Source organism: Pseudomonas sp. H1_D05 (genome assembly GCF_054682705.1).
This window is the reverse complement of record NZ_CP162825.1, coordinates 2499241-2520129: the sequence shown is the minus strand read 5'-3', so window position 1 is coordinate 2520129 and position 20889 is coordinate 2499241. Positions and strand designations below refer to the sequence as shown.

Here is a 20889-nt window from a genome sequence, read left to right as displayed (position 1 = left end):
TCCCCAATACACCAAAATCCCCTGTGGGAGCGAGCCTGCTCGCGAAAGCGGTGTATCAGTGTAAATATTTGCTGCTGACACACCGCTATCGCGAGCAGGCTCACTCCTACAGTTTGATCGGCGTTAATCCAGGGGCATTACGGTGACGCGCACTTCCGGGTCATGATTGCCGCCGCCCAGAATCACCCCGCGCAACGGTGACACATCGGAAAAATCCCGCCCCCACGCCAGCGTGATGTGCTCCAGCGCCGGCTGCACATTGTTGGTCGGATCGAAATCCACCCAGCCCAGCACCGGACAAAACACCGACACCCAGGCATGCGACGCATCAGCGCCGATCAGGCGTGGTTGCCCCGGCGGTGGCTGGGTCAGCAGATAGCCGCTGATATAACGCGCTGCCAGCCCTCGCGAGCGCACGCACGCCAGCATCAGGTGAGCGAAGTCCTGACAGACCCCGCGTCGTCGCTCCAGTACTTCCACCAAGGGCGTCGCCACTTGGGTCGCCTCGGCGTCGAAGGTGAATTCGCTGAAGATCTTCTGCATCAAGTCCTGAACACCGAGAAGCAATGGCTGCCCCGGCGGAAAACAGCTTTGTGAAAACTCGACGAAACTGCGCTTCAAATGTACGTACGGTGACTGGAAGCGGTAGCGACAAGCTTCGAGCAACTCAGCGGACAACGGCTGGCTGCTGTAGGTCAGCGCATCGCGGGTCAGCTCCCAGGCGGGCGACTGATTGAAATCCAGCACAGGCCGCGCCAGCACTTCCACCGTGAGTTGCGCATTGACCTGCAACTCGTCATGCGGGCGTTCGAAGGCCAGTCGGGTCAACGGATTACCAAACACATCCAGCTCATCGCGCCGTGCTGTCGGGTCCGGACTGATCAGCAATTGCTGTTCGGTGCAACGCTGCCAATCGCATTTTCGCGGCCACAAGTGCGCCAGTTGCTGCGCCAGGGAAACCGGGCTGTCGTAGTGGTAACAGGTGTCGTGGAGGATCTGGTAGCGAGCATTCATCAAACGGACACCGTGCGCTGGCTGACATCATCGACATGGGCGAAATGGCGCAGGGCCAGACGATCCGACACCTGCCCGCTGGCCTCGGCAATGTCCTGCAGCAGATCCGCCAGACCATTCAGAGCGGCTCGTACGCTGGATTCCCCGAACAGCGGATTCTCCAGACATCCCAGATCAAACCGCGCCAGACGCTCGACCAGTTGCGGCAATCCCGCCTCCCGTGGCGCCGCGAAATCATCGTTCAAACGTTTCAAGGTGCGGGTCACCAGTTTCAACTGGAACAACACCGCGTGCGGGTTCTGCTCGTCGAGCAGCAACAGGTCGAGCACCGGAATCAATTGCGCCACGGCCTGATAACGTGAGCGGTAGGTGATGCTGCTGTTGCCCAACTCCAGCAACCACTCCAGGCCTGCCTGATCGAAAGCACCGGCGCCACGCAGAAACGCCGCAAGGCTGCTGCTGAGAAACTGCAGTCGCTCGATGCGCCGGCCAATCATCAGAAAGCGCCAGCCTTCGTCGCGGGTCATGTCGTCGAGGGCAAACCCGGACAGCGCCGCCAGCGACATCACCAGCCGGTTGAGGAAGTCCAGCAGTTCGCCAAAGTCGGGTTCGTCGGTATCCAGTTCCATCGCTTCGCGCTGCAACTCCACCAGCGCCTGCCAGTTCTCCCGCGAAAGCTTGCCACGCACCTGCGAGGCCGCCCACTGCAAACGCTGCAGGTTGGCGCGCAGGCTGAACGACCAGTCTTCACCGAGCAATGCAGCGAGCAAGCGCTCCGGCAACTCGCCTTCGTCCGGCAACAGCGTCAGCCGTTCACCGAGTTCGACCGCCGCCTGCAACGCTTGCGGGTCGTCGCCGTCGACATACCGCGCGAGCATGATGCGCAGCAACCGCGCACTGTCATCACAGCGCTCGCAGTATCGGCCGAACCAGAAAAGGTTCTCCACCACCCGTGAGGGCAGATACGGGTCGCGTCGTACCAGATCATGGACCCCAACGCTGCGCTGACTCTTCCACTGCTCGCCACTGGGCGGACGATCACCGAGTATCCAAGTGTCTTTGCTCGCCCCACCGCGCTGCATCGACACTACTTCGGCATCAGCCTCGGCGGCCACCCGGGTCAGACCACCGGGCAGCACGCGATAACCGTCAGCACCCGCCACGGCGTACATGCGCATGCCGATCGCCCGTGGTTGCAGTTGACCATTTTCCGCCTGCCAGATCGGTGCCTGGGACAGTTGAGCCAATTCTTGCGCCACATAGGCATAAGGACGCGCCTGCATGCGCTCGGCAAGCGCCTGACGCTGTTTTTCACTCAGATCACGGCCAAAGACCGGCGCGAAGCTCTGCGAAGGAAATGCTGGTTTGATCAGCAGTTCGGGCAGTTTTTCCAGGGCTTGGGCCAACACCGGCGCCTCACCGCACCACCACGTCGCGATCGACGGCAAAATCAGTTCTTCGCCAAACAGGTATTGGTTGATCTTCGGCAGAAAGCCCAGCAATCCCGGCGACTCCAGCACGCCGCTACCCAGCGCATTGGCGACCAGAACCCGCCCTTGGCGTACTGCCTCAAGCAACCCGGGAACGCCGAGTGCCGAGTCCGTGCGCAACTCCAGCGGATCGCAGAAATCATCATCGAGCCGGCGCATGATCGCATGCACCCGACGCAAACCACTGAGGGTTTTCAGGTAGACCGTGGCGTCGCGCACCGTCAGGTCACCGCCCTCGACCAGCGGATAACCGAGCTGACGAGCCAGATACAAATGTTCGAAATAGCTTTCGTTGAAGCGCCCCGGCGTGAGCAGTACCACCAGCGGTGCGTCATCGTCACTGGGCGCCTGTCGCGCGAGGGTTTCCTGCAATGTGCGGAAGAATCCCGCCAGATGCTGCACCTTCAGATCCCGGTACAACTCGGGAAAGGCGCGCGACACGATGGTGCGGTTTTCCAGGGCATACCCTGCGCCCGATGGCGCTTGTGTGCGATCGGCAGTCACCCACCAGCGCCCGTCCGGCGTACGTGCCAGATCCACGGCGTACAGGTGCAGAAATATCTCTTCCGGCGGCGCGATATGCTGACACGGCCAGAGAAAGTTGTTGTGACCAAAGACCAGCTCTGCCGGCAGCAAACCTTCACTGATCAACCGCTGCGGCCCGTACAAATCTGCCAACACAGCGTTGAGCAGTCGCGCGCGCTGAGCGATGCCTGCCGACAATTGCTGCCATTCATCCGCCGCAATCACATGCGGCAACAGATCCAGCTCCCATGGCCGATCCGCGCCTTTCGGATCGGCATAGACGTTATAAGTGACGCCGTTTTCCTGAATCTGCCGCGCCAGCAGTGCCTGACGCTGCACCAGTTGCGCCGGCGTGCTGCGCTGCAACTGATCGAACAAACGCCGCCAGTGCGGGCGCACCGCGCCACTGCCATCGAGCAGTTCGTGATAAGTGCCCGCCGTCAGCGGGTAGCGGTCTAGCAGGTCAGGCATGGAAAGCTCGGCAGACAGCAAAGAACGGTCAGACTAACGCAGGCACATGACATGCGGATATACGAAAAATCCGCATGTCGCGTGCGATCTAGAAACGTCGCAAATCGATTGTCATCGGTAGCTCGTCACTGATTTCCACGTTGGGTATAGAAAGTTTCCCCGGCGTGTGTCCGACGCGGAAGAATCGCGCCATCCGCCGGCTCTCCGCTTCGTTGGCATTGACCGGCAACGTCTCGTAATTACGCCCGCCCGGATGGGCAACGTGGTACTGGCAACCGCCCAGCGAGCGGCCCATCCAGGTATCGAGCAGGTCGAATACCAGCGGTGCGTGCACGGGTATTGTCGGTTGCAGACAGTTGGCCGGTTGCCACGCACGGTAACGCACACCCGCGACAAACTCGCCAACCCGTCCGGTCGGATGCAACGGCACGGCGATGCCGTTACAGGTCAGCAGATAGCGCTGCGGCGGCAGGCCTTTGAGCTTGACCTGCAAACGCTCCAGCGATGAGTCGACGTAACGCACCGTGCCGCCAGCCGCGCCCTCCTCGCCCAGGACATGCCACGGTTCCAGCGCCTGACGCAGCTCCAGTTCGATGCCGTTGACGGCGTAATCGCCGATCTTGGGAAAACGAAACTCCAGATGCGCTGCGAACCATTCCGCGCGCAGCGGATAACCGGCGTTGTTCAGTTCGACGATGACGTCGGCGAAATCCTGTTCGATATAGTGCGGCAGCAGGAAACGGTCGTGCAGTTCGGTGCCCCAGCGCGCCAGTTTCGACGGCGCATAAGGTTCGCGCCAGAAACGCGCGACCAGCGCCCGCAGCAACAACTGCTGGGCCAGGCTCATGCGCGCATGGGGCGGCATTTCAAAGGCGCGCAGTTCCAGCAAGCCGAGACGCCCGGTGGCGCCGTCCGGTGAATACAGTTTGTCGATGCAGAACTCGGCACGGTGTGTGTTGCCGGTGACGTCGATCAGCAGGTTGCGCAGCAGTCGATCAACCAGCCACGGCGCGCATTCCTCGCCCGGCTCTGGCATCTGCGCAAAAGCGATTTCCAGTTCATATAAGGCATCATTACGCGCCTCATCGACACGCGGCGCCTGCGATGTCGGGCCAATGAACAAGCCGGAAAACAGATACGACAATGACGGATGGTTATGCCAGTAACTGATCAGGCTGCGCAGCAGATCCGGGCGGCGCAGAAACGGCGAATCCGCCGGCGTCGCCCCACCGAGAACGAAATGGTTGCCGCCGCCGGTGCCGGTGTGACGACCGTCGATCATGAATTTCTCGGTGGTCAGGCGGGTCTGGCGCGCCTCTTCATAGAGAAATTCGGTGCGTTCGACCAACTCGTCCCAAGTCGCCGACGGCTGCACATTGACCTCGATCACACCCGGGTCCGGGGTGATGCGGAAATTGCTCAGACGCGGATCGCTCGGCGGCTCATAGCCTTCCAGCAGCACCGGGCAATGCAGCTCTTCGGCGGTGGCTTCGATGGCGGCCACCAGTTCCAGATAATCCTCAACCCGCTCCAGCGGCGGCATGAACAGGTACAAACGCCCCTCGCGGGCTTCGGCGCAGAATGCAGTGCGGGTCAGCCAGTCGGCGGATTCATCGATTTTCGGCACGCGTTCGTCAGTCGTGGCAGGTTCGCCATGACTGTTGAGCTGCGCGATTTCCGGCAACTCAGGGAAGTCCTGATTCGGATCCTGAGGATGAATGAACGGATACTCGGCGGCCTTCACCCACGGCTGCGACCCCAGCGGCAGGCGGTAGCCCAGCGGCGAATCCCCCGGCACCAGTCGGCAATGTTCGTCACGCAGGTACCAGCGCCCGCTCTGCCATTGATCGCCTTTGGCGGTGCGCGCCAGCGGCAACACCTGACCGATTACCTTGTTCAGGCCCTGACTGAAGACCTTGCGCAGGCGTGCGCGCTCCAGCGGTTCCTCAAGACGTGAGTCTTCGGCGCTGACATTGCTCGGCAACGTGCCCTCGCGCCAGAGGTAGTAGAAATTGTCTTCGTAGGCCGGGAAGACAAAACGTGTAGGCAATTTCAGGCGCTCGGCGACACTGGCGAGGAAGCGTCCGGCCAGCTCGCCATCCGCTCCGTAGTCCTGCTGCTCATCGGCAATCAGTGCGTTGTTGTGCCAGATCGGCACACCGTCGCGACGCCAATAGCAATTGAGCGACCAGCGCGGCAGTTGCTCGCCGGGATACCACTTGCCCTGGCCGAAATGCACCAGACCTTGCGGCGCGTAATGCGTGCGCATGCGCTGGAACAGTTCAGCGGAAAGTCGCCGCTTGGCCGGCCCCAGCGCGGCGGTGTTCCACTCGGCGCCATCCGGGTCATCGATGGAAACGAAGGTCGGCTCGCCGCCCATGGTCAGGCGCACGTCATCCGCCAGCAGATCGGCATCGATCTGCCGGCCCAGCGCCTGAATCGCCAGCCATTGCTCATCGGTGTAGGGCTTGGTGACGCGCGGCGCCTCCCAGATCCGTTCCACTGACATTTCATGGCTGAACTCACATTCGCATGGCTCGACCAAGCCACTGATCGGTGCCGCCGAGGACGGATCGGGACTACACGCCAACGGGATATGCCCTTCGCCGGCGAACAGCCCGGACGTGGCGTCCAGGCCGATCCAGCCAGCGCCAGGCAAATACACCTCGCACCAGGCGTGCAGGTCAGTGAAATCGACTTCAGTGCCGGACGGGCCATCGAGGCTTTTCACGTCGGCGGTCAGTTGAATCAGATAACCGGAGACAAACCGCGCGGCCAACCCGAGGTTGCGCAGCAGTTGCACCAGCAACCATGCCGAATCGCGGCATGAACCGGAGGCGTGCTCAAGGGTGCGTTCCGGGGTCTGCACGCCCGGTTCCATGCGAATCAGGTAGCCGATGTCTTCGCTCAAGCGCTGGTTGAGCGCCACAAGGAAGTCCACCGCCGGCAGCGGCGTGCGGTCGATGGCGTCCAGATAGGCTTTGAATTTCGGCGTCAGCGGCAGGGTTTCGAGGTACGGCGCCAGTTCTTTGCGCTCATCGGCGGCGTAGGAGAAAGGGATTTTCTCGGCGTAGGGTTCGAGGAAGAAGTCGAACGGGTTGAACACCGCCATTTCGGCGAGCAGATCGACCTCGATGCGCAACTCATTGGTTTTCTCGGGAAACACCAATCGCGCGAGGTAGTTGCCCTGCGGGTCTTGCTGCCAGTTGATGAAATGCTGCTCGGGCGAGACTTTCAGGGCATACGACAGAATCCGCGTGCGGCTGTGGGCAGCCGGGCGCAGACGTACGATCTGCGGGCCGAGTTCGACAGCGCGGTCATAGCGGTAATGCGTGACGTGATGCAATGCGACATGAATCGACACGGCGTGCCTCCTGCGAGCCTAAGCGTATTCGAAAGCGCGCAAGACTTATGCCATGCAGAGGCTTGGGCGCTTTCCCGGAATGCTTAGGGCAGTACAGCACCAAAATCGGGCGATGCGGGGAAATGGTTTGGGCTGATTGCACGTAAATGTTGCGAAGAGCCCCTCACCCTAACCCTCCCGAAACGTCGGACCGCCCGTATGGAGAGGGGACTGACCGAGTTGACTAAGCGAGCTACACCGACCTGAAGGTCTTGAGTCGAACTCAAATCTTGAAAAGCATGGAGATCTGCTCCCTTCCCCCTCGCCCCTCATGGGAGAGAGGGCTGGGGTGAGGGGGATGGATCTCCCGGACAACCCAATATCCATCCCCGGAAATGCAGAACGCCAACCCGACGGTTGGCGTTCTGTTCAGCTCAAGTGATGTTTAGCGCGGTACGACCGGCTTGCGGGTCGGCTTCGGCCCTTTGCCTTTCGCGGCGTCTTTGCGCTCTTTCGCAGCCTGCTGGTTACGGGCAAACGCCGCCGCCTTGGCCTGCTCCCGCTTGTCCCAAGGGTTACCACCATCACTGGCACGCGGCGGCAAGCCAGTGTGCTGGGTGAGAATCTTGGTGGTCTTCTCTTTACCGTCCTTCGCCACTTTATGGCTGCCGGCCGGTGTCGAGTTCTTGCGACGGGCGCTCTGGTAGCTGTCGGTCGCCGGTTGATGGGTCGGGATCAACTGATCCTTGCCCGAACCGATCAGGTCGCCACGGCCCATGCGGATCAGCGCTTCACGCAGCATCGGCCAGCCTTTCGGGTCGTGATAACGCAAGAACGCCTTGTGCAGACGACGCTGCTCTTCGCTCTTGACGATGGTCACGCCGTCGCTCTTGTAGGTGACCTTGCGCAGCGGGTTCTTGCCCGAGTGGTACATCGCGGTGGCGGTGGCCATCGGCGACGGGTAGAACGCCTGCACCTGGTCGGCGCGGAAGCCGTTGCCCTTGAGCCACAGAGCCAGGTTCATCATGTCTTCGTCGGTGGTGCCCGGGTGGGCGGCGATGAAGTACGGAATCAGGTACTGCTCTTTGCCCGCTTCCTTGGTGTACTTCTCGAACATGCGCTTGAACTTGTCATAGCTGCCGATGCCCGGTTTCATCATCTGGTTGAGCGGACCTTCCTCGGTGTGTTCCGGGGCGATCTTCAGGTAACCACCGACGTGGTGGGTCACCAGCTCTTTGACGTACTCCGGTGACTCGACCGCGAGGTCGTAGCGCAGGCCGGAGGCGATCAGGATTTTCTTCACACCCGGCAAGGCACGAGCGCTGCGGTACAGCTGAATCAGCGACGAGTGGTCGGTATTCAGGTTCGGGCAGATGCCCGGGAACACGCAGGACGGCTTGCGGCACGCGGATTCGATTTCCGGTGTCTTGCAGGCGATGCGGTACATGTTCGCGGTCGGGCCGCCGAGGTCGGAAATGACCCCGGTGAAACCTGGCACCTTGTCGCGGATCTCTTCGATTTCGCGAATGATCGACTCTTCGGAACGGTTCTGAATGATCCGGCCTTCGTGCTCAGTGATCGAGCAGAAGGTGCAGCCACCGAAGCAGCCACGCATGATGTTCACCGAGAAACGGATCATGTCGTAGGCCGGGATCTTCTCCTTGCCGTACGCCGGGTGCGGGACACGGGCGTAAGGCATGCCGAACACGTAGTCCATTTCTTCAGTGGTCATCGGAATCGGCGGCGGGTTGAACCAGACGTCGACTTCACCGTGCTTCTGCACCAGCGCACGGGCGTTGCCCGGGTTGGTTTCGAGGTGCAGCACGCGGTTGGCGTGGGCATACAGAACGGCGTCGCCGCGCACCTTTTCTACCGATGGCAGGCGAATCACGGTCTTGTCACGGGTCATGCGCGGGCTGGCCAGGATCTGTACGACCTTGGCTTCCTGCGGATCGTCGACCGGACCTTTTTCCTGCTCGATGGCGCAGGCCTGGGTGTCCTGGGTGTTCACGTACGGGTTGATGATCTTGTCGACCTTGCCCGGACGGTCGATACGCGTCGAGTCGACTTCGTACCAGTCTTTCGGCGTATCGCGACGGATGAACGCGGTGCCGCGCACGTCGGTGATGTCTTCGATCTTGTGCCCGTAGGACAGGCGCTGGGCGACTTCGACGATCGCGCGCTCGGCGTTGCCGTACAGCAGAATGTCGGCGCTGGCGTCGATCAGGATCGAGTTACGCACGCGATCCTGCCAGTAGTCGTAGTGGGCAATGCGGCGCAGGGACGCTTCGATGCCGCCGAGCACGATCGGCACGTGCTTGTAGGCTTCTTTGCAGCGCTGGCTGTAGACCAGGCTCGCGCGGTCCGGACGCTTGCCGGCCATGCCGCCGGGCGTATAGGCGTCGTCGGAACGGATTTTCTTGTCCGCGGTGTAGCGATTGATCATCGAGTCCATGTTGCCCGCAGCAACCCCGAAGAACAGGTTCGGCTCGCCGAGCTTCATGAAGTCGTCTTTGGACTGCCAGTTCGGCTGGGCAATGATCCCGACACGGAAGCCCTGGGACTCCAGCAGCCGGCCAATGATCGCCATGCCAAACGACGGGTGATCGACGTAGGCATCACCGGTAACAATGATGATGTCGCACGAATCCCAGCCAAGCTGATCCATCTCCTCCCTGCTCATCGGCAGGAATGGCGCTGGCCCGAAACATTCGGCCCAATATTTTGGATAGTCAAATAACGGCTTGGCTGCTTGCATGTCGACGACCGGTGTTGAAGTGAAAATTCGCGGGCGCGGAATATAGCACAAAAAATAACCAATTCCGACGGCAATGGTCGGTTTCTCTTACAACCCGCGTCGAGCCTGCCCGATACCCCGTAACAGGCAAAAAGATCATCGTTCAAACTTAACGTTCATCAGTCCGGTGCCTGCGCCGACTGATGTGGCAACCCTTCAAGGATGAAGCAATGTCACCCAAACAGCCCGCCAAGGGCAGCATCAAAGTCAAGCCCCCCACCAGCCCGGATGCGCCGCAGCAAGGCAATACCGGGCGAGCGCCACGGACGGGGCCTGAACCGTCCCTGCCTGTCCCCTCTGCAACGCGTCCGGGCGGCACTCACGGCACTGCCAGCCCTGAGGTAACAAGACCGTCTCCCGTCGTCATCACGCACACAGCAACCGCCTCGGTGAAAACGGGCGCAACGGGAGCAAAATCGCTGGAGAGTTACCGTATCCCCGCACCTGACCGTTTGCCCCAGGCCAATACCGAGGGCTTGAGGCTGTACAAGGGCCGCGAATACGTCGATGTCGCGCACGGCAGCATCGTGATGGTCGGGGTCGATCCGCAGACCGGCCTCTACCGCGCCCAACTCGCGGCCGAGCGGGTTGCCAGTGGTCCGCTACTGCTGCGCGACGCCGACAGTGGTCTGTGGCATTCGCTCAAGGACGGTGACGCCGTGACCTTGATTGACACTCACCTGCAGACGTTGCGCACGGATCTCGAACTCACACGCGCCAAGGCCGACAGCGACGGGTTATTGCGCCACGAGGGCCGACTGTACCTGTCCCTGCACAACCACGTTTATCAGGTCATACACGATGTGAGTGCCTCTACGGCGACACAAAAAGCGTGGCGTATCGTCAACCCGAAAGATCCCGTGGCAACCGATATCGCCAATATCTACCGCGCCAGCCGCAGCGGCGAAACGCGGACTGTGCGGCGCGATGAGGGCAATCGCTGGGTTTATCATTTGCCAGAGCTGAAGAGCGGCATCACGGATGCAGAGGCGGCCGGGTTAAGCATCGACACTTTGAGGCTGATGTATCTGCCTTTTCAGAAAGCACACGCAGAGTTGGAGAACTCGACTGCGCTTCATAACGATCTCTGGGCTGATATCAAAAAATTGCCGGAGGGCAGTGCAGAGAAAAACCTGAAACTGCTCAACCTTGAGGTGAATCTGCTCAAGCATGTTCACAAGCAAGCAGATTTCGTGGAGTCACTTATTCTCAACAAGAACTGGCTGATCCGCGCAAAAGCAAAAGGGCTGTTCAAACAGGAATTGCGCACCTTCCGGATAGAACGTGCGGAGTTTCTGAATCGACTCATGGCGACCATGGACCTGAGGTTCAAGCCTACGAGCGCCAAAGTCGACGCCGACAGTTGCAGGAAGATGATCCCCCACCTGAACAAGAAGCTGAGGTTTATCCAAGAGCGGGAAGTGGTGTTGGCAGAAATCAAAAAAGCCGATCCAGGAGCGGAACCGATACTTGAAAAAATCAGACAGCAAGTGCCGTCGGCCGAGCGTATCGACTTCAACAAACTGACGCTCTATATACACCTGTTTGCGGGCGCGCCCGACCATTCGCCCAACGCCACGATGCCCTCGCTTTCCTCGGTTGATCTGGTCACCAGCGACCTGAACAAGATTCCGCAGCACCACCAGCCGATGGCACTGCTCTTGAGCCTTGATCAGATAAGGTCGGACAAGTCTCGATTTGAAGCGCTACTGACCACTGATATCGACACTGCCAGGGCCGAGTACCTGAGGGAAGCCCTCACCTTGATCGACCCACTCGAACAGCGAATCGAAAACAGACTGAGCGACATTCTGGAATCGATTGGTCGCGACCGCGAACTGCCAAACATTGACCACGATATCGATTTCGATTTCCTTCCGCCGCAACCAGACACCTCCGAAAATGCACGCCCCGTGCCGCCCAGAAAAATTTTCCGGATCCGTCAACACGGAACTTATCGGGTAATGGTCGGGGACATGGAAACGACCCAGGATGGCAACATCATCGTCAAGGTCCAGGACCCGTTGCGTCCCGATTCGCCATCCCGCTACGAAAAAAGACAAGGTGAATGGCTGCCAGTGAGCCCGCCCATCACCAGTACACCCAGACCACAGCTGGTCGCCGAGGCTAACCGGTTACTGGCCGACGTCGAACAACACGTTGCCAAGGCCAGGGTGGACGAGGCGAGAAAAACCAATCCGACCGATATTGTCGAAGACCTGAGTAAAGAGACTGAACGACTGAACGAGCAGGCAAGGCGCCTGGAAAGCCATGAAGACGCGGACACCGAAATCCTCGACCTGGCTGCGCGTTTGCGAAGCGCTGGCGGGTCACTGGACGCGCATGGCCAAAGTGTTCTGGTGCGCATGTACAAGAACAGGGAGGTGCTCGACATCATGCGCTTGAACTATCTGATGGATGCCGACGAAGTCAGCGTGAGCAAAACCGTTGATCGCAAGCCATCGGGCAAAGGCAAGGGCAAGTCGTTTCTCGACGTTTATTCGATCACTGATCGCGCCGATGACGCACCGTTATGGGAGGCACACTTCCACTATGACCAGCACAACGCCGCGCCACTGAGTTTCACCACAAGAGGCGGCCACCTCAAAACCCTCGAACAGAGCCGACGCGGTATCGAGTCTCAGCGCCGCGATGAACAGGCTGGCTTGCCGCACGTGGCCATCTGGCGCCAGACCTTCGATGGCAAGACCGCGAGCAAGATTTTTGCACTGGCCAGCGAGGCTGGCGTGCCTTCCAGGCCTGAGTAAAGGACTCAGGGCCATACGATCAATCAGGCAATGACGCCGCCCCTGCCATCAGCTCCCGTTCAGGCGAACTGATGCGCAAACCCGCAAGGATAGAAAGACATGCCCGTTAAATCGCCCCCCAGAGGCAACAATTCCGGCAATCCCCCGGTTCGCCAAAACACTGTGCCAGACGTGGACACCCCGCGCCTCGACCTGCCACCGCGCACACATTTAGAGGTCTCGATACCCGGTGGGCAACCACCACGACCGGGCCGCTTACCAACGCCAGCCGATATCGACGCGATCGAGCCGGCTCCGAGCATCACCATTCATCGACCCGCGTTGCCGATTGAAAATCCGCGTGCGGCTAGCCAGTCCCTGGAACATTACTGGGTGCCTGCGGCCAGCGGTTTGTCGGATCGCAACGCTGACGGTTTGAGAACCCACAAAGGCCGCCAATATGCCGATGTACCTGGCGGCATCGTGCTGGTCGGCAAAGATGCGCAAACAGGACTGTATCGGGCCAGACTGCCCAGCGAATCCAGTCCCTCGGGACCCGTGTTGCTGCGTGATTCCAGCGCGGGACTCTGGCATGAGCTGGAACACTTCGAGCCGATCGGTGTGCCATTGTCGAGCAGCCGCCTGGAAGCTTTCCGCACGCCACTGGATTTCAGCGGCATTCAAAGGGGCAGCGATGGCCTTCACCGGCTCAACGGTAAACTCTATGCGGTGATCGACAACCACAGTTATCAGGTTCTGCACGACACCGACGCCTCGACCCCGTCGACAACGGTGATGCGTATCGTCCGTGCGCAAGATCCGGTGGCCAGCGACAGCACCAATACCTATATCGCTACACGCCCCGGGCGCTCGGAGCCGATCATTTACGATGCTCGCGAAGGCTGGCTGGGAACGGCGGTCGGCGGTGCCGGCGGGATGTTCCGCAGCGAGCCAGGCAGCCCCGCGCATCCTGGCCTGCTGCAACGGTTTGCCAGCGCGATCAATCATTTGCGCACGCCAGAGTCCCGCGCTCGAAAGCTCTTCCCGGCCCTCGACAGCGAGGAGATCACCCGGCTTCTGCATTCGCACGGGGATGACGTCCGCGGCTATCTGACCCAACGCGAGGCCAGTTACAGGGCGCTCAAGGCGGATCTCGCTTCCTGGATCAGGAAGACATCCTCGCAGGCCCCCAACGAAGCTGCGCATCCCGCGGTGGAGCGTGCTGTCGAAGAAATAAAACGTTGCTGGAAACGGCAGACGGGAACGACGCTGAAACTTGATTTGGGAGAGGCAATCCTTGCGCCGCTGACGGCTGATTTCAGCCATGTAAGAACTCTGGAGCTGAAAGCGGTCGCCTGGTCGGACACCGCCGATACCTTCCTTGGCAGTTTTCCCAACCTCGAGAAACTGTCGGTGACTCACTCCACCCTGGATAAGTTGCCGCCCGATATCGCGCCGATGACCGTTCTCAAGGCTCTGGAGCTGAGCTCGAACCGAATCCAGCTCAATGAGCAGGCAGCAGTAAAACTGGGCGCACTCAAGCAGCTTGAACACCTCGACCTGTCGAGCAACCCGCTTGGCAGAATCCCGGACTTTCGCGGCATGTCGCAACTTCGGTCATTGAACCTGAGCAACACCGGACTGGATCACTGGCCCAGCGGTTTACGCGATCAGGTGGCACTGGACGTGGTCGACTTGCGCCATAACCAACTGCGCGAAATTCCACAGCCGATCCTTGACCCGTCAAACAATGAACTACTGGCGATTGCCCGTATCAACTCAGTCACCCTGATTGAAGGCAACCCCTTCCCGACCGGTTACTGGCGAACGCTTGAGGTTTATTGGCGCCGCGTAGTGGCCGACTATCCGGCGATGCGCACGGGCTCCCGCGCAGACGCATTCAGACTGGATGGCGACATTCCCGAAGTGGCGATGGTGCGGCGTATGTATCCAGACAAGAATCCGCAAGCCGCCAGGGAATATTTGCTCGCCCTGGGGGATGGCGCCGAAGAACAGATCGCGCGACGCATTGCCGGCTTCGAGCTACTGGAAACGCAACTGCAGGCCTACATCGCCGACAGTCAACCCGGACCGGCCCACGCCGTGGGCCCTGAAAGAGTCAACGCTACCCGCCTGGCAAGAATCATCAAAGGCTGCTGGCTGGGCGATTCGGACGGCGAACTGAAACTGCCAGCGCTGTACGGTCCATTACCCCTGCTGACCGTGGATTTCAGTCACATCAAATCCCTCAGTCTCGACTCGGTAATCTGGTCGGACACCGCCAATACGCTTCTGTCCAATTGCCCCAATCTGGAAAGCCTGACCATCGTTAACTCCGGCATCGATAAACTGCCGCAAAAAATCGCCGAGATGGACAAACTCAACTATCTGGATCTGAGTTCAAACCAGATAAAACTGGATGAACAAAGCGCTTTGGCACTCGGTGCATTGCACCAGTTGAAACAGATCGATCTGTCCAACAATCAACTGCGGGCAGTGCCCGACTTCAGCGCCATGTCCGGGTTGCAGGCATTGAACCTGAAAAACACGGGCCTCAGTCAGTGGCCTGCCGGGCTGCTCGACAAAACCGCTTTGAACCACCTGGACCTGCGCGACAATCGCTTGAGCGAGGTTCCCCAGGCCAATCTCAACCCGACACCCGAAACACTGGCTGTCGTCGCGCGGATCAACAATGTCACGCGCCTTGAAGGCAACGACTTCCCCTCCGCGTACTGGCGAAAATTCGACGGCTACTGGCGACGCCTTAAACAGTCTCACCCCGAGCTGATGGAGCCGGCCCATCCCGCCGTATTCGATAGCGAAGACTCCAGGGCGCAGCGTTATCGAAACCTGTTCCCGAGCAAAACCATCAAGGAGTGCAGGGAGTTCATCTGGAATCATGACAAAGGCACCGTGGCACCACGCTTGCTCGCACTGGAACAAGAATTCGATCTTCTGAAAACCCAGCTCGACGACTGGGTCTTTTCCGGGGGCGGCAACCGCCTGCGTTACGTGCGTGCCAATCAGCTGCAAATCAACGCCACCACCCGTAATGACCGCACTGCAGCGCGGGATCGGATCATCAGTTGCTGGCGCCGCGAGACGGCGCAAAAACATGCTTTCGACGGCACACCGATCGGTCTGGAACTGGACTTGAGCGGCCTGACCTTGCCGACCCTGCCGGATCTGAGCATCGACTTCAGCCATGTGGGTTCACTCAGATTGAGCGGCATGAACCTGACGGAGTCACCGGAAGGCTTCCTTACCCGTTTTCGTCATGTGCGCTGGCTGGACATGTCGAACAATCGCCTCAGGGACTTGCCCCCGGCTGTAGGAGAAATGCACGGGATGACGCGCCTCTTCCTGCAGCACAACCAACTTGAACTCAATGCAGAAACGGCGCGGATACTGGCCGGACGCACAACGCTCAGAGCACTCTGGATCGACAACAATCCCCAGCTCGGTGTGATCCCGGATTTCAGTCTGATCACCGATATGCGCGAGGTCACCTTGGCGAACACCGGCATCACGCAGTGGCCAACCGGGCTGTTTGATCAACCCCTGCTGACCCGGATCGATCTGAGCAACAATCAGATCACCACGATTCCTGACTTTGTCACTGCTCCGTCCCCGGAGCGCCTGGCGCATTCGGTCCAGGTGAACAGTGGCACGTTACTGACGAATAATCCGATTACCGATGAGACGCGGATACAAATGGGCGTCTATCGCAGGCAACTGGACGAAGCCCAAACCGGGCTTCACAACAGATCCAACCTGTTCACAACGTCATTGCCCTTGGCACAACGCCCCAGTGCAAGGGCAGCCGCGGCCCCTGCCCCGATCTGGACCACCGGACTACCCGCTGATCAAGCGATCGCCAGAAACACTCAATGGCGCACGTTGCGCGAGCAGCAAGGCTCGGACGGCTTCTTCAACATCCTCGCGAGCCGTGCGCACCATGCCGACTTCCGGCGCCAGGTCTGGGACGTGATCGATGTCATCAGCCAGGACAATCCACAGTCGCGAACCTTGCGTCGAGAACTGTTCGATCGCGCGTGCGAAGCCGGCTGCACTGACCTTGCCGCAGCCACCTTCACCGATCTGCAGGTCCTGGCCATGACTCACAAGGCGCGCATACAGGCCAGGCTGGATATGAATGGCACCCCCTTGGTGGCGCTGTCCAAAGGATTGTTCCGGCTAAAACAGGTCGACGACATCGCGGCGGCAGAGATCGCTTCAAGCAGGGCAATCATTGACGATCCGGCAACCTCCCGGGAGCTGCGAAACAGCCACAACCTGCGCATACGCGATCCCCATGAAATGACCATGGCCTACCGCTTTGGTCTCAGGGATCGGCTGCAATTGCCGTTTCAGCCACAGACACTCTCGTTTATCGGCATGGCCGGCGTTACCCCGGCAATGCTGGATGCGGCATATCGCAAAGTCTTGACGCTGAATGGTTCGCCTGAAGAGTTTCAGGCATTGGTGTCGATGAATTTCTGGCAGGACTTCATCATTCACAAATACCAGGCGCAATTCGATGCGAGTCGCCAGCCGTTCCAGGATCGCCAGGAAATTCTCGACAGCCAGTCATCACAAAGACTGCTGAGCGAAGCTCAATACAAATCGCAAACCGATGACGTAACGGCGCAGTTGGCGATTGTCGAAGCGACATTGATCCAGACGCTGACGCGGCAGGAATTGCAGCCTCGAACAACAATCGAGGCGCCTCCTGCCAACGTCACGCCTGCGCAGGAAACTCCGGGATCGAGTGGCGCGACGTTGTAATCGATACAGCGTCGCAGCAGGCCGATGAACTTCGGCCTGCTGTCACTCGTCGTCGTCGAAGTTGTAACTGCCCGGCGCGAGGTTTTCGAAGCGCGTGTATTTGCCAATAAAGGCCAGACGGATAAAACCGATCGGGCCGTTACGCTGCTTGCCGATGATGATTTCGGCGATGCCTTTGTGCTCGGTTTCCGGGTGATAGACCTCGTCGCGGTACACGAACATGATCACGTCGGCGTCCTGCTCGATCGCTCCGGATTCGCGCAAGTCGGAGTTCACCGGGCGCTTGTTGGGACGCTGTTCGAGGGAACGGTTGAGCTGCGACAGCGCCACCACCGGGCAGTTGAATTCCTTGGCCAGCGCTTTCAGGGATCGCGAGATTTCGGAAATTTCGTTGGTGCGGTTGTCACCGCTGGAACCGGGGATCTGCATCAATTGCAGGTAGTCGATCATGATCAGGCCGACGTCACCGTGTTCACGCACCAGACGTCGGGTCCGCGCACGCATTTCCGACGGACTGATGCCGGCAGTGTCATCGATGAACAGCTTGCGGTCGTTGAGCAGGTTGACCGCCGAAGTCAGGCGCGGCCAGTCATCGTCTTCCAGTTGGCCAGAACGCACCTTGGTCTGGTCGATGCGGCCCAGCGAGGAGAGCATACGCATGATCAGCGATTCGCCTGGCATCTCGAGGGAGTACACCAGAACCGCTTTCTCGCTGCGCAACACGGCGTTTTCCACCAGGTTCATTGCGAAGGTGGTTTTACCCATCGACGGACGGCCGGCGACGATGATCAAGTCGGACGGCTGCAGGCCGCTGGTCTTCTCATCGAGGTCGGTGTAGCCGGTGGACAGGCCGGTAATGGCGTTGTCGGTGTTGAACAGGGTGTCGATGCGATCAATGGCCTTGGTCAGCAAGTCATTCACACCTACCGGGCCGCCGGTTTTTGGCCGGGCCTCGGCAATCTGGAAGATCTGGCGTTCGGCTTCGTCGAGAATCTCGGCGGCGGTGCGGCCTTCCGGGTTGAAGGCGCTATCGGCGATTTCGGTGCTGATGCCGATCAGCTGGCGCAATGTCGCTCGCTCACGAACGATCTGCGCATAGGCCTTGATGTTGGCGACGGACGGCGTGTTTTTCGCCAGTTCACCGAGGTAACCGAGGCCACCGACCTGCGAGGTCTGGCCTTCCTTGTCCAGTTGTTCAGACAGGGTCACGACGTCGATCGGCATGTTCTGATCGGCCAGTTTGGCGATCGCACGGAAAATCAGACGGTGGTCATGTCGATAAAAATCGCCGTCGGAGACTTGATCGAGCACGCGTTCCCAGGCGTTGTTGTCCAGCATCAGACCACCGAGTACAGCCTGTTCGGCCTCGATGGAATGCGGCGGCACCTTCAGGGCGGCGGTTTGCAGATCGTATTGCTCGGGAGCGGAGATATCGTTCATGGCCACTTGTGTAATTTGGAAAAACAGGGAATTCAGAAAGACAAAGGGCACGACCTGTAAACAGGATCGTGCCCGATGTTAACCGTCTGACGGACAAGCCGCCAGCCGATCAGGTGTTACTTAAGCTGCTACCACGACAACGCGTACGGTGGCTTCAACTTCGGCGTGCAGGTGCACAGCCACGTCGAATTCACCCACGTTGCGGATGGTGCCGTTCGGCAGACGAACTTCGCTTTTCGCAACTTCAACGCCGGAGGCGGTCAGTGCGTCAGCGATGTCGTGAGTACCGATCGAACCGAACAGCTTGCCTTCGTCGCCAGCGGTGGCAGTGATGGTCACTTCCAGCTCGGCCAGTTGGGCAGCACGGCTTTCAGCCGATGCTTTACGGTCTGCGGCAGCTTTTTCCAGCTCAGCACGACGCTCTTCAAACGCAGCCAGGTTGGCAGCAGTTGCAGCGGTAGCTTTGCCGAAAGGCAGCAGGTAGTTACGGCCGTAACCGGCCTTAACGTTTACTTTGTCGCCCAGGTTGCCCAGGTTGGCGATTTTTTCCAGAAGGATCAGTTGCATGTGGAAATCCTCTTAACTTTTAACCTTCACCGTTCGCGTTATCGGTGTCTTTCGACACGTGACGACCGCGAAAATCAATCAGGCTGTCGACAATGGCCAGGACCACGAGCAACGGATAGATCAGCTGCATGAACAACAGCAGCGTGACGTACAACCCCACCAGCCAGAAACCGGCCAGTCGCTTCTGCCCGACCAGCCCGTGAATCAGGGCAAGTCCGGCGAACACCAGCGGTACACTGCACAACGGCGTCAACATGGCCATCTGTGCACCGAGATTCGGGCCCAGAAGCATCAACGCCAGCAGCAACATCGCCGGCCCCAGCGGGATCCGGATGGCGCGAAACTCGCGACCAAAACCACCCGGGTTGTACAACAACGCCTGCCAATGCCGCCCGACAATCAGGCTCAGCACGCTGACGATCTGCAACAGCGCCGCAATCAGTCCGGTCAGGACCGGTGCAATCAGGGACGCGAAACGCGCTTGCTCATCGACCGACAATTGCTTGTAGGTTTCACCGAGAAGCGCCGGCATGACCTTTATCAAGGCCTGCGCGAGCATCTCGATCTGGGCCGCAAACGCTGCCCCGAGCACCACCGAAAACACCACTCCAATCACTACGCTGACCAGCAGCGTGCGGACCCAGGATTCACTTGCGCGCAAAACCAACGCAAGCCCCGAAGACCCCAGCAGCACCAGAAGTGCCCGTGGGTCATCGGCATACAGCCACCAGATCAACGCCGGCAGCAGCCCCAGAGACAGAACACCCAGGGCGTCCGTCAGTCCGCGCCGCAGCAGCACAAGGCTCCCCGCGGCAGCACCCAACCAATACAACAACGGCAATGTTGCACATCCGGCCACCACGAGAGTGGCCTGCATACGGCCTCGCATGATGAACTCAGCTAAGGCACGCATGCATTCAATCCTTTGCTACTTGTCGACTGCCCGGTCTCAGCGGCCGTGGCTGTCGGTGTAGGCCAGCAGGGCCAGGAAGCGGGCGCGCTTGATAGCGGTGGCCAGCTGACGCTGATAACGAGCTTTGGTACCAGTGATGCGGCTTGGAACGATTTTGCCGGTCTCGGATACGTAGGCTTTCAGAGTGTTGAGATCTTTGTAGTCGATCTCTTTCACGTCTTCAGCGGTGAAGCGGCAGAATTTACGACGACGGAAGAAACGTGCCATTTGATAGGCTCCTTAATAAGGTCCGTGGATTACTCGTCAGCGTTATCGCTGTTGTCGCTGTCATCACTATCGGTGCCTTCGGCGCCTTCGTGCTCAGGACGGTCGCGACGCTCACGGCGCTCACTGCGGTTTTCTTCAGCCTTGAGCATCTCGGACTGGCCAGTTACGGCTTCGTCGCGACGGATGACCAGGTTACGGATCACTGCATCGTTGTAGCGGAAGTTGTCTTCCAGCTCGGCCAGGGCCTTGCCAGTGCACTCAACGTTCAGCATCACGTAGTGAGCCTTGTGAACATTGTTGATTGCGTAGGCCAGTTGACGACGGCCCCAATCTTCCAGACGGTGGATTTTGCCGCCGTCTTCTTCGATCAGCTTGGTGTAACGCTCAACCATGCCGCCGACTTGCTCGCTTTGATCCGGGTGGACCAAAAAGATGATTTCGTAATGACGCATGAATGCTCCTTACGGGTTGTAGCCTGCCGCTCAAAAACGGTCAGACAAGGAGTGAATGACACTTATGGACTTGCT

Annotated in this window: 11 protein-coding genes; 2 read left to right on the top strand and 9 right to left on the bottom strand. The window is 59.6% G+C overall.

Annotation, left to right across the window (positions count from 1 at the left end):
* Positions 1 to 123: 123 nt before the first annotated feature.
* From AB4O11_RS11315 to AB4O11_RS11300, 4 genes are all read right to left on the bottom strand, one after another.
* Positions 124 to 1014 (bottom strand): transglutaminase family protein, encoded by an 891-nt coding sequence (locus tag AB4O11_RS11315; protein WP_099757850.1) that lies wholly within the window; start codon positions 1012 to 1014, stop codon positions 124 to 126.
* Positions 1014 to 3500: a circularly permuted type 2 ATP-grasp protein gene (locus AB4O11_RS11310; protein WP_460130673.1), complete on the bottom strand. Its 2487-nt coding sequence runs from the start codon at positions 3498 to 3500 to the stop codon at positions 1014 to 1016. Before AB4O11_RS11310 ends, AB4O11_RS11315 begins: the two co-directional genes overlap by 1 nt.
* Before the next feature lie 88 nt (positions 3501 to 3588).
* The gene (locus AB4O11_RS11305; RefSeq protein WP_460130671.1) at positions 3589 to 6864 is read right to left on the bottom strand and encodes a transglutaminase family protein; all 3276 of its coding nucleotides are present in this window, start codon (positions 6862 to 6864) and stop codon (positions 3589 to 3591) included.
* Between the two features lie 424 nt (positions 6865 to 7288).
* Positions 7289 to 9601, bottom strand: a complete 2313-nt coding sequence (locus tag AB4O11_RS11300) for a YgiQ family radical SAM protein (protein ID WP_099757847.1) — start codon at positions 9599 to 9601, stop codon at positions 7289 to 7291.
* A 209-nt stretch (positions 9602 to 9810) separates the two neighbouring features.
* Between AB4O11_RS11300 and AB4O11_RS11295 the strand changes: the two genes are divergently transcribed.
* Together AB4O11_RS11295 and AB4O11_RS11290 are read left to right on the top strand one after the other, a co-directional pair.
* On the top strand, positions 9811 to 12408 hold the full coding sequence (locus tag AB4O11_RS11295; RefSeq protein ID WP_460130669.1) for a hypothetical protein: 2598 nt from the start codon (positions 9811 to 9813) through the stop codon (positions 12406 to 12408).
* A gap of 171 nt (positions 12409 to 12579) precedes the next feature.
* Positions 12580 to 17175, top strand: a complete 4596-nt coding sequence (locus AB4O11_RS11290; RefSeq protein ID WP_460130668.1) for an NEL-type E3 ubiquitin ligase domain-containing protein — start codon at positions 12580 to 12582, stop codon at positions 17173 to 17175.
* 42 nt (positions 17176 to 17217) lie between these two features.
* Here the strand turns inward: AB4O11_RS11290 and dnaB are convergent, their stop codons facing one another.
* The 5 genes from dnaB to rpsF form a co-directional block, all read right to left on the bottom strand.
* The gene (gene dnaB / locus AB4O11_RS11285; protein ID WP_007915846.1) at positions 17218 to 18615 is read right to left on the bottom strand and encodes a replicative DNA helicase; all 1398 of its coding nucleotides are present in this window, start codon (positions 18613 to 18615) and stop codon (positions 17218 to 17220) included.
* A 120-nt stretch (positions 18616 to 18735) separates the two neighbouring features.
* Complete coding sequence (gene rplI, locus AB4O11_RS11280) at positions 18736 to 19182, bottom strand: 50S ribosomal protein L9 (protein WP_003186385.1); 447 nt, start codon at positions 19180 to 19182, stop codon at positions 18736 to 18738.
* A gap of 19 nt (positions 19183 to 19201) precedes the next feature.
* On the bottom strand, positions 19202 to 20095 hold the full coding sequence (locus AB4O11_RS11275) for a hypothetical protein (RefSeq protein ID WP_016983782.1): 894 nt from the start codon (positions 20093 to 20095) through the stop codon (positions 19202 to 19204).
* Positions 20096 to 20131: 36 nt separating this feature from the next.
* On the bottom strand, positions 20132 to 20362 hold the full coding sequence (rpsR, locus tag AB4O11_RS11270) for a 30S ribosomal protein S18 (protein ID WP_002551829.1): 231 nt from the start codon (positions 20360 to 20362) through the stop codon (positions 20132 to 20134).
* 29 nt (positions 20363 to 20391) lie between these two features.
* The gene (rpsF, locus tag AB4O11_RS11265; protein ID WP_016771938.1) at positions 20392 to 20814 is read right to left on the bottom strand and encodes a 30S ribosomal protein S6; all 423 of its coding nucleotides are present in this window, start codon (positions 20812 to 20814) and stop codon (positions 20392 to 20394) included.
* Positions 20815 to 20889: the final 75 nt, after the last annotated feature.

What these genes read in the sequence shown, in the direction of transcription:
- AB4O11_RS11315 (WP_099757850.1), bottom strand. Translation starts at nt 1,014, where the DNA reads ATGAATGCTCGCTACCAGATCCTCCACGACACCTGTTACCACTACGAC.
- AB4O11_RS11295 (WP_460130669.1), top strand. Translation starts at nt 9,811, where the DNA reads ATGTCACCCAAACAGCCCGCCAAGGGCAGCATCAAAGTCAAGCCCCCC.
- AB4O11_RS11300 (WP_099757847.1), bottom strand. Translation starts at nt 9,601, where the DNA reads ATGCAAGCAGCCAAGCCGTTATTTGACTATCCAAAATATTGGGCCGAA.
- rpsF (WP_016771938.1), bottom strand. Translation starts at nt 20,814, where the DNA reads ATGCGTCATTACGAAATCATCTTTTTGGTCCACCCGGATCAAAGCGAG.
- AB4O11_RS11310 (WP_460130673.1), bottom strand. Translation starts at nt 3,500, where the DNA reads ATGCCTGACCTGCTAGACCGCTACCCGCTGACGGCGGGCACTTATCAC.
- AB4O11_RS11275 (WP_016983782.1), bottom strand. Translation starts at nt 20,095, where the DNA reads ATGCGTGCCTTAGCTGAGTTCATCATGCGAGGCCGTATGCAGGCCACT.
- rplI (WP_003186385.1), bottom strand. Translation starts at nt 19,182, where the DNA reads ATGCAACTGATCCTTCTGGAAAAAATCGCCAACCTGGGCAACCTGGGC.
- dnaB (WP_007915846.1), bottom strand. Translation starts at nt 18,615, where the DNA reads ATGAACGATATCTCCGCTCCCGAGCAATACGATCTGCAAACCGCCGCC.
- rpsR (WP_002551829.1), bottom strand. Translation starts at nt 20,362, where the DNA reads ATGGCACGTTTCTTCCGTCGTCGTAAATTCTGCCGCTTCACCGCTGAA.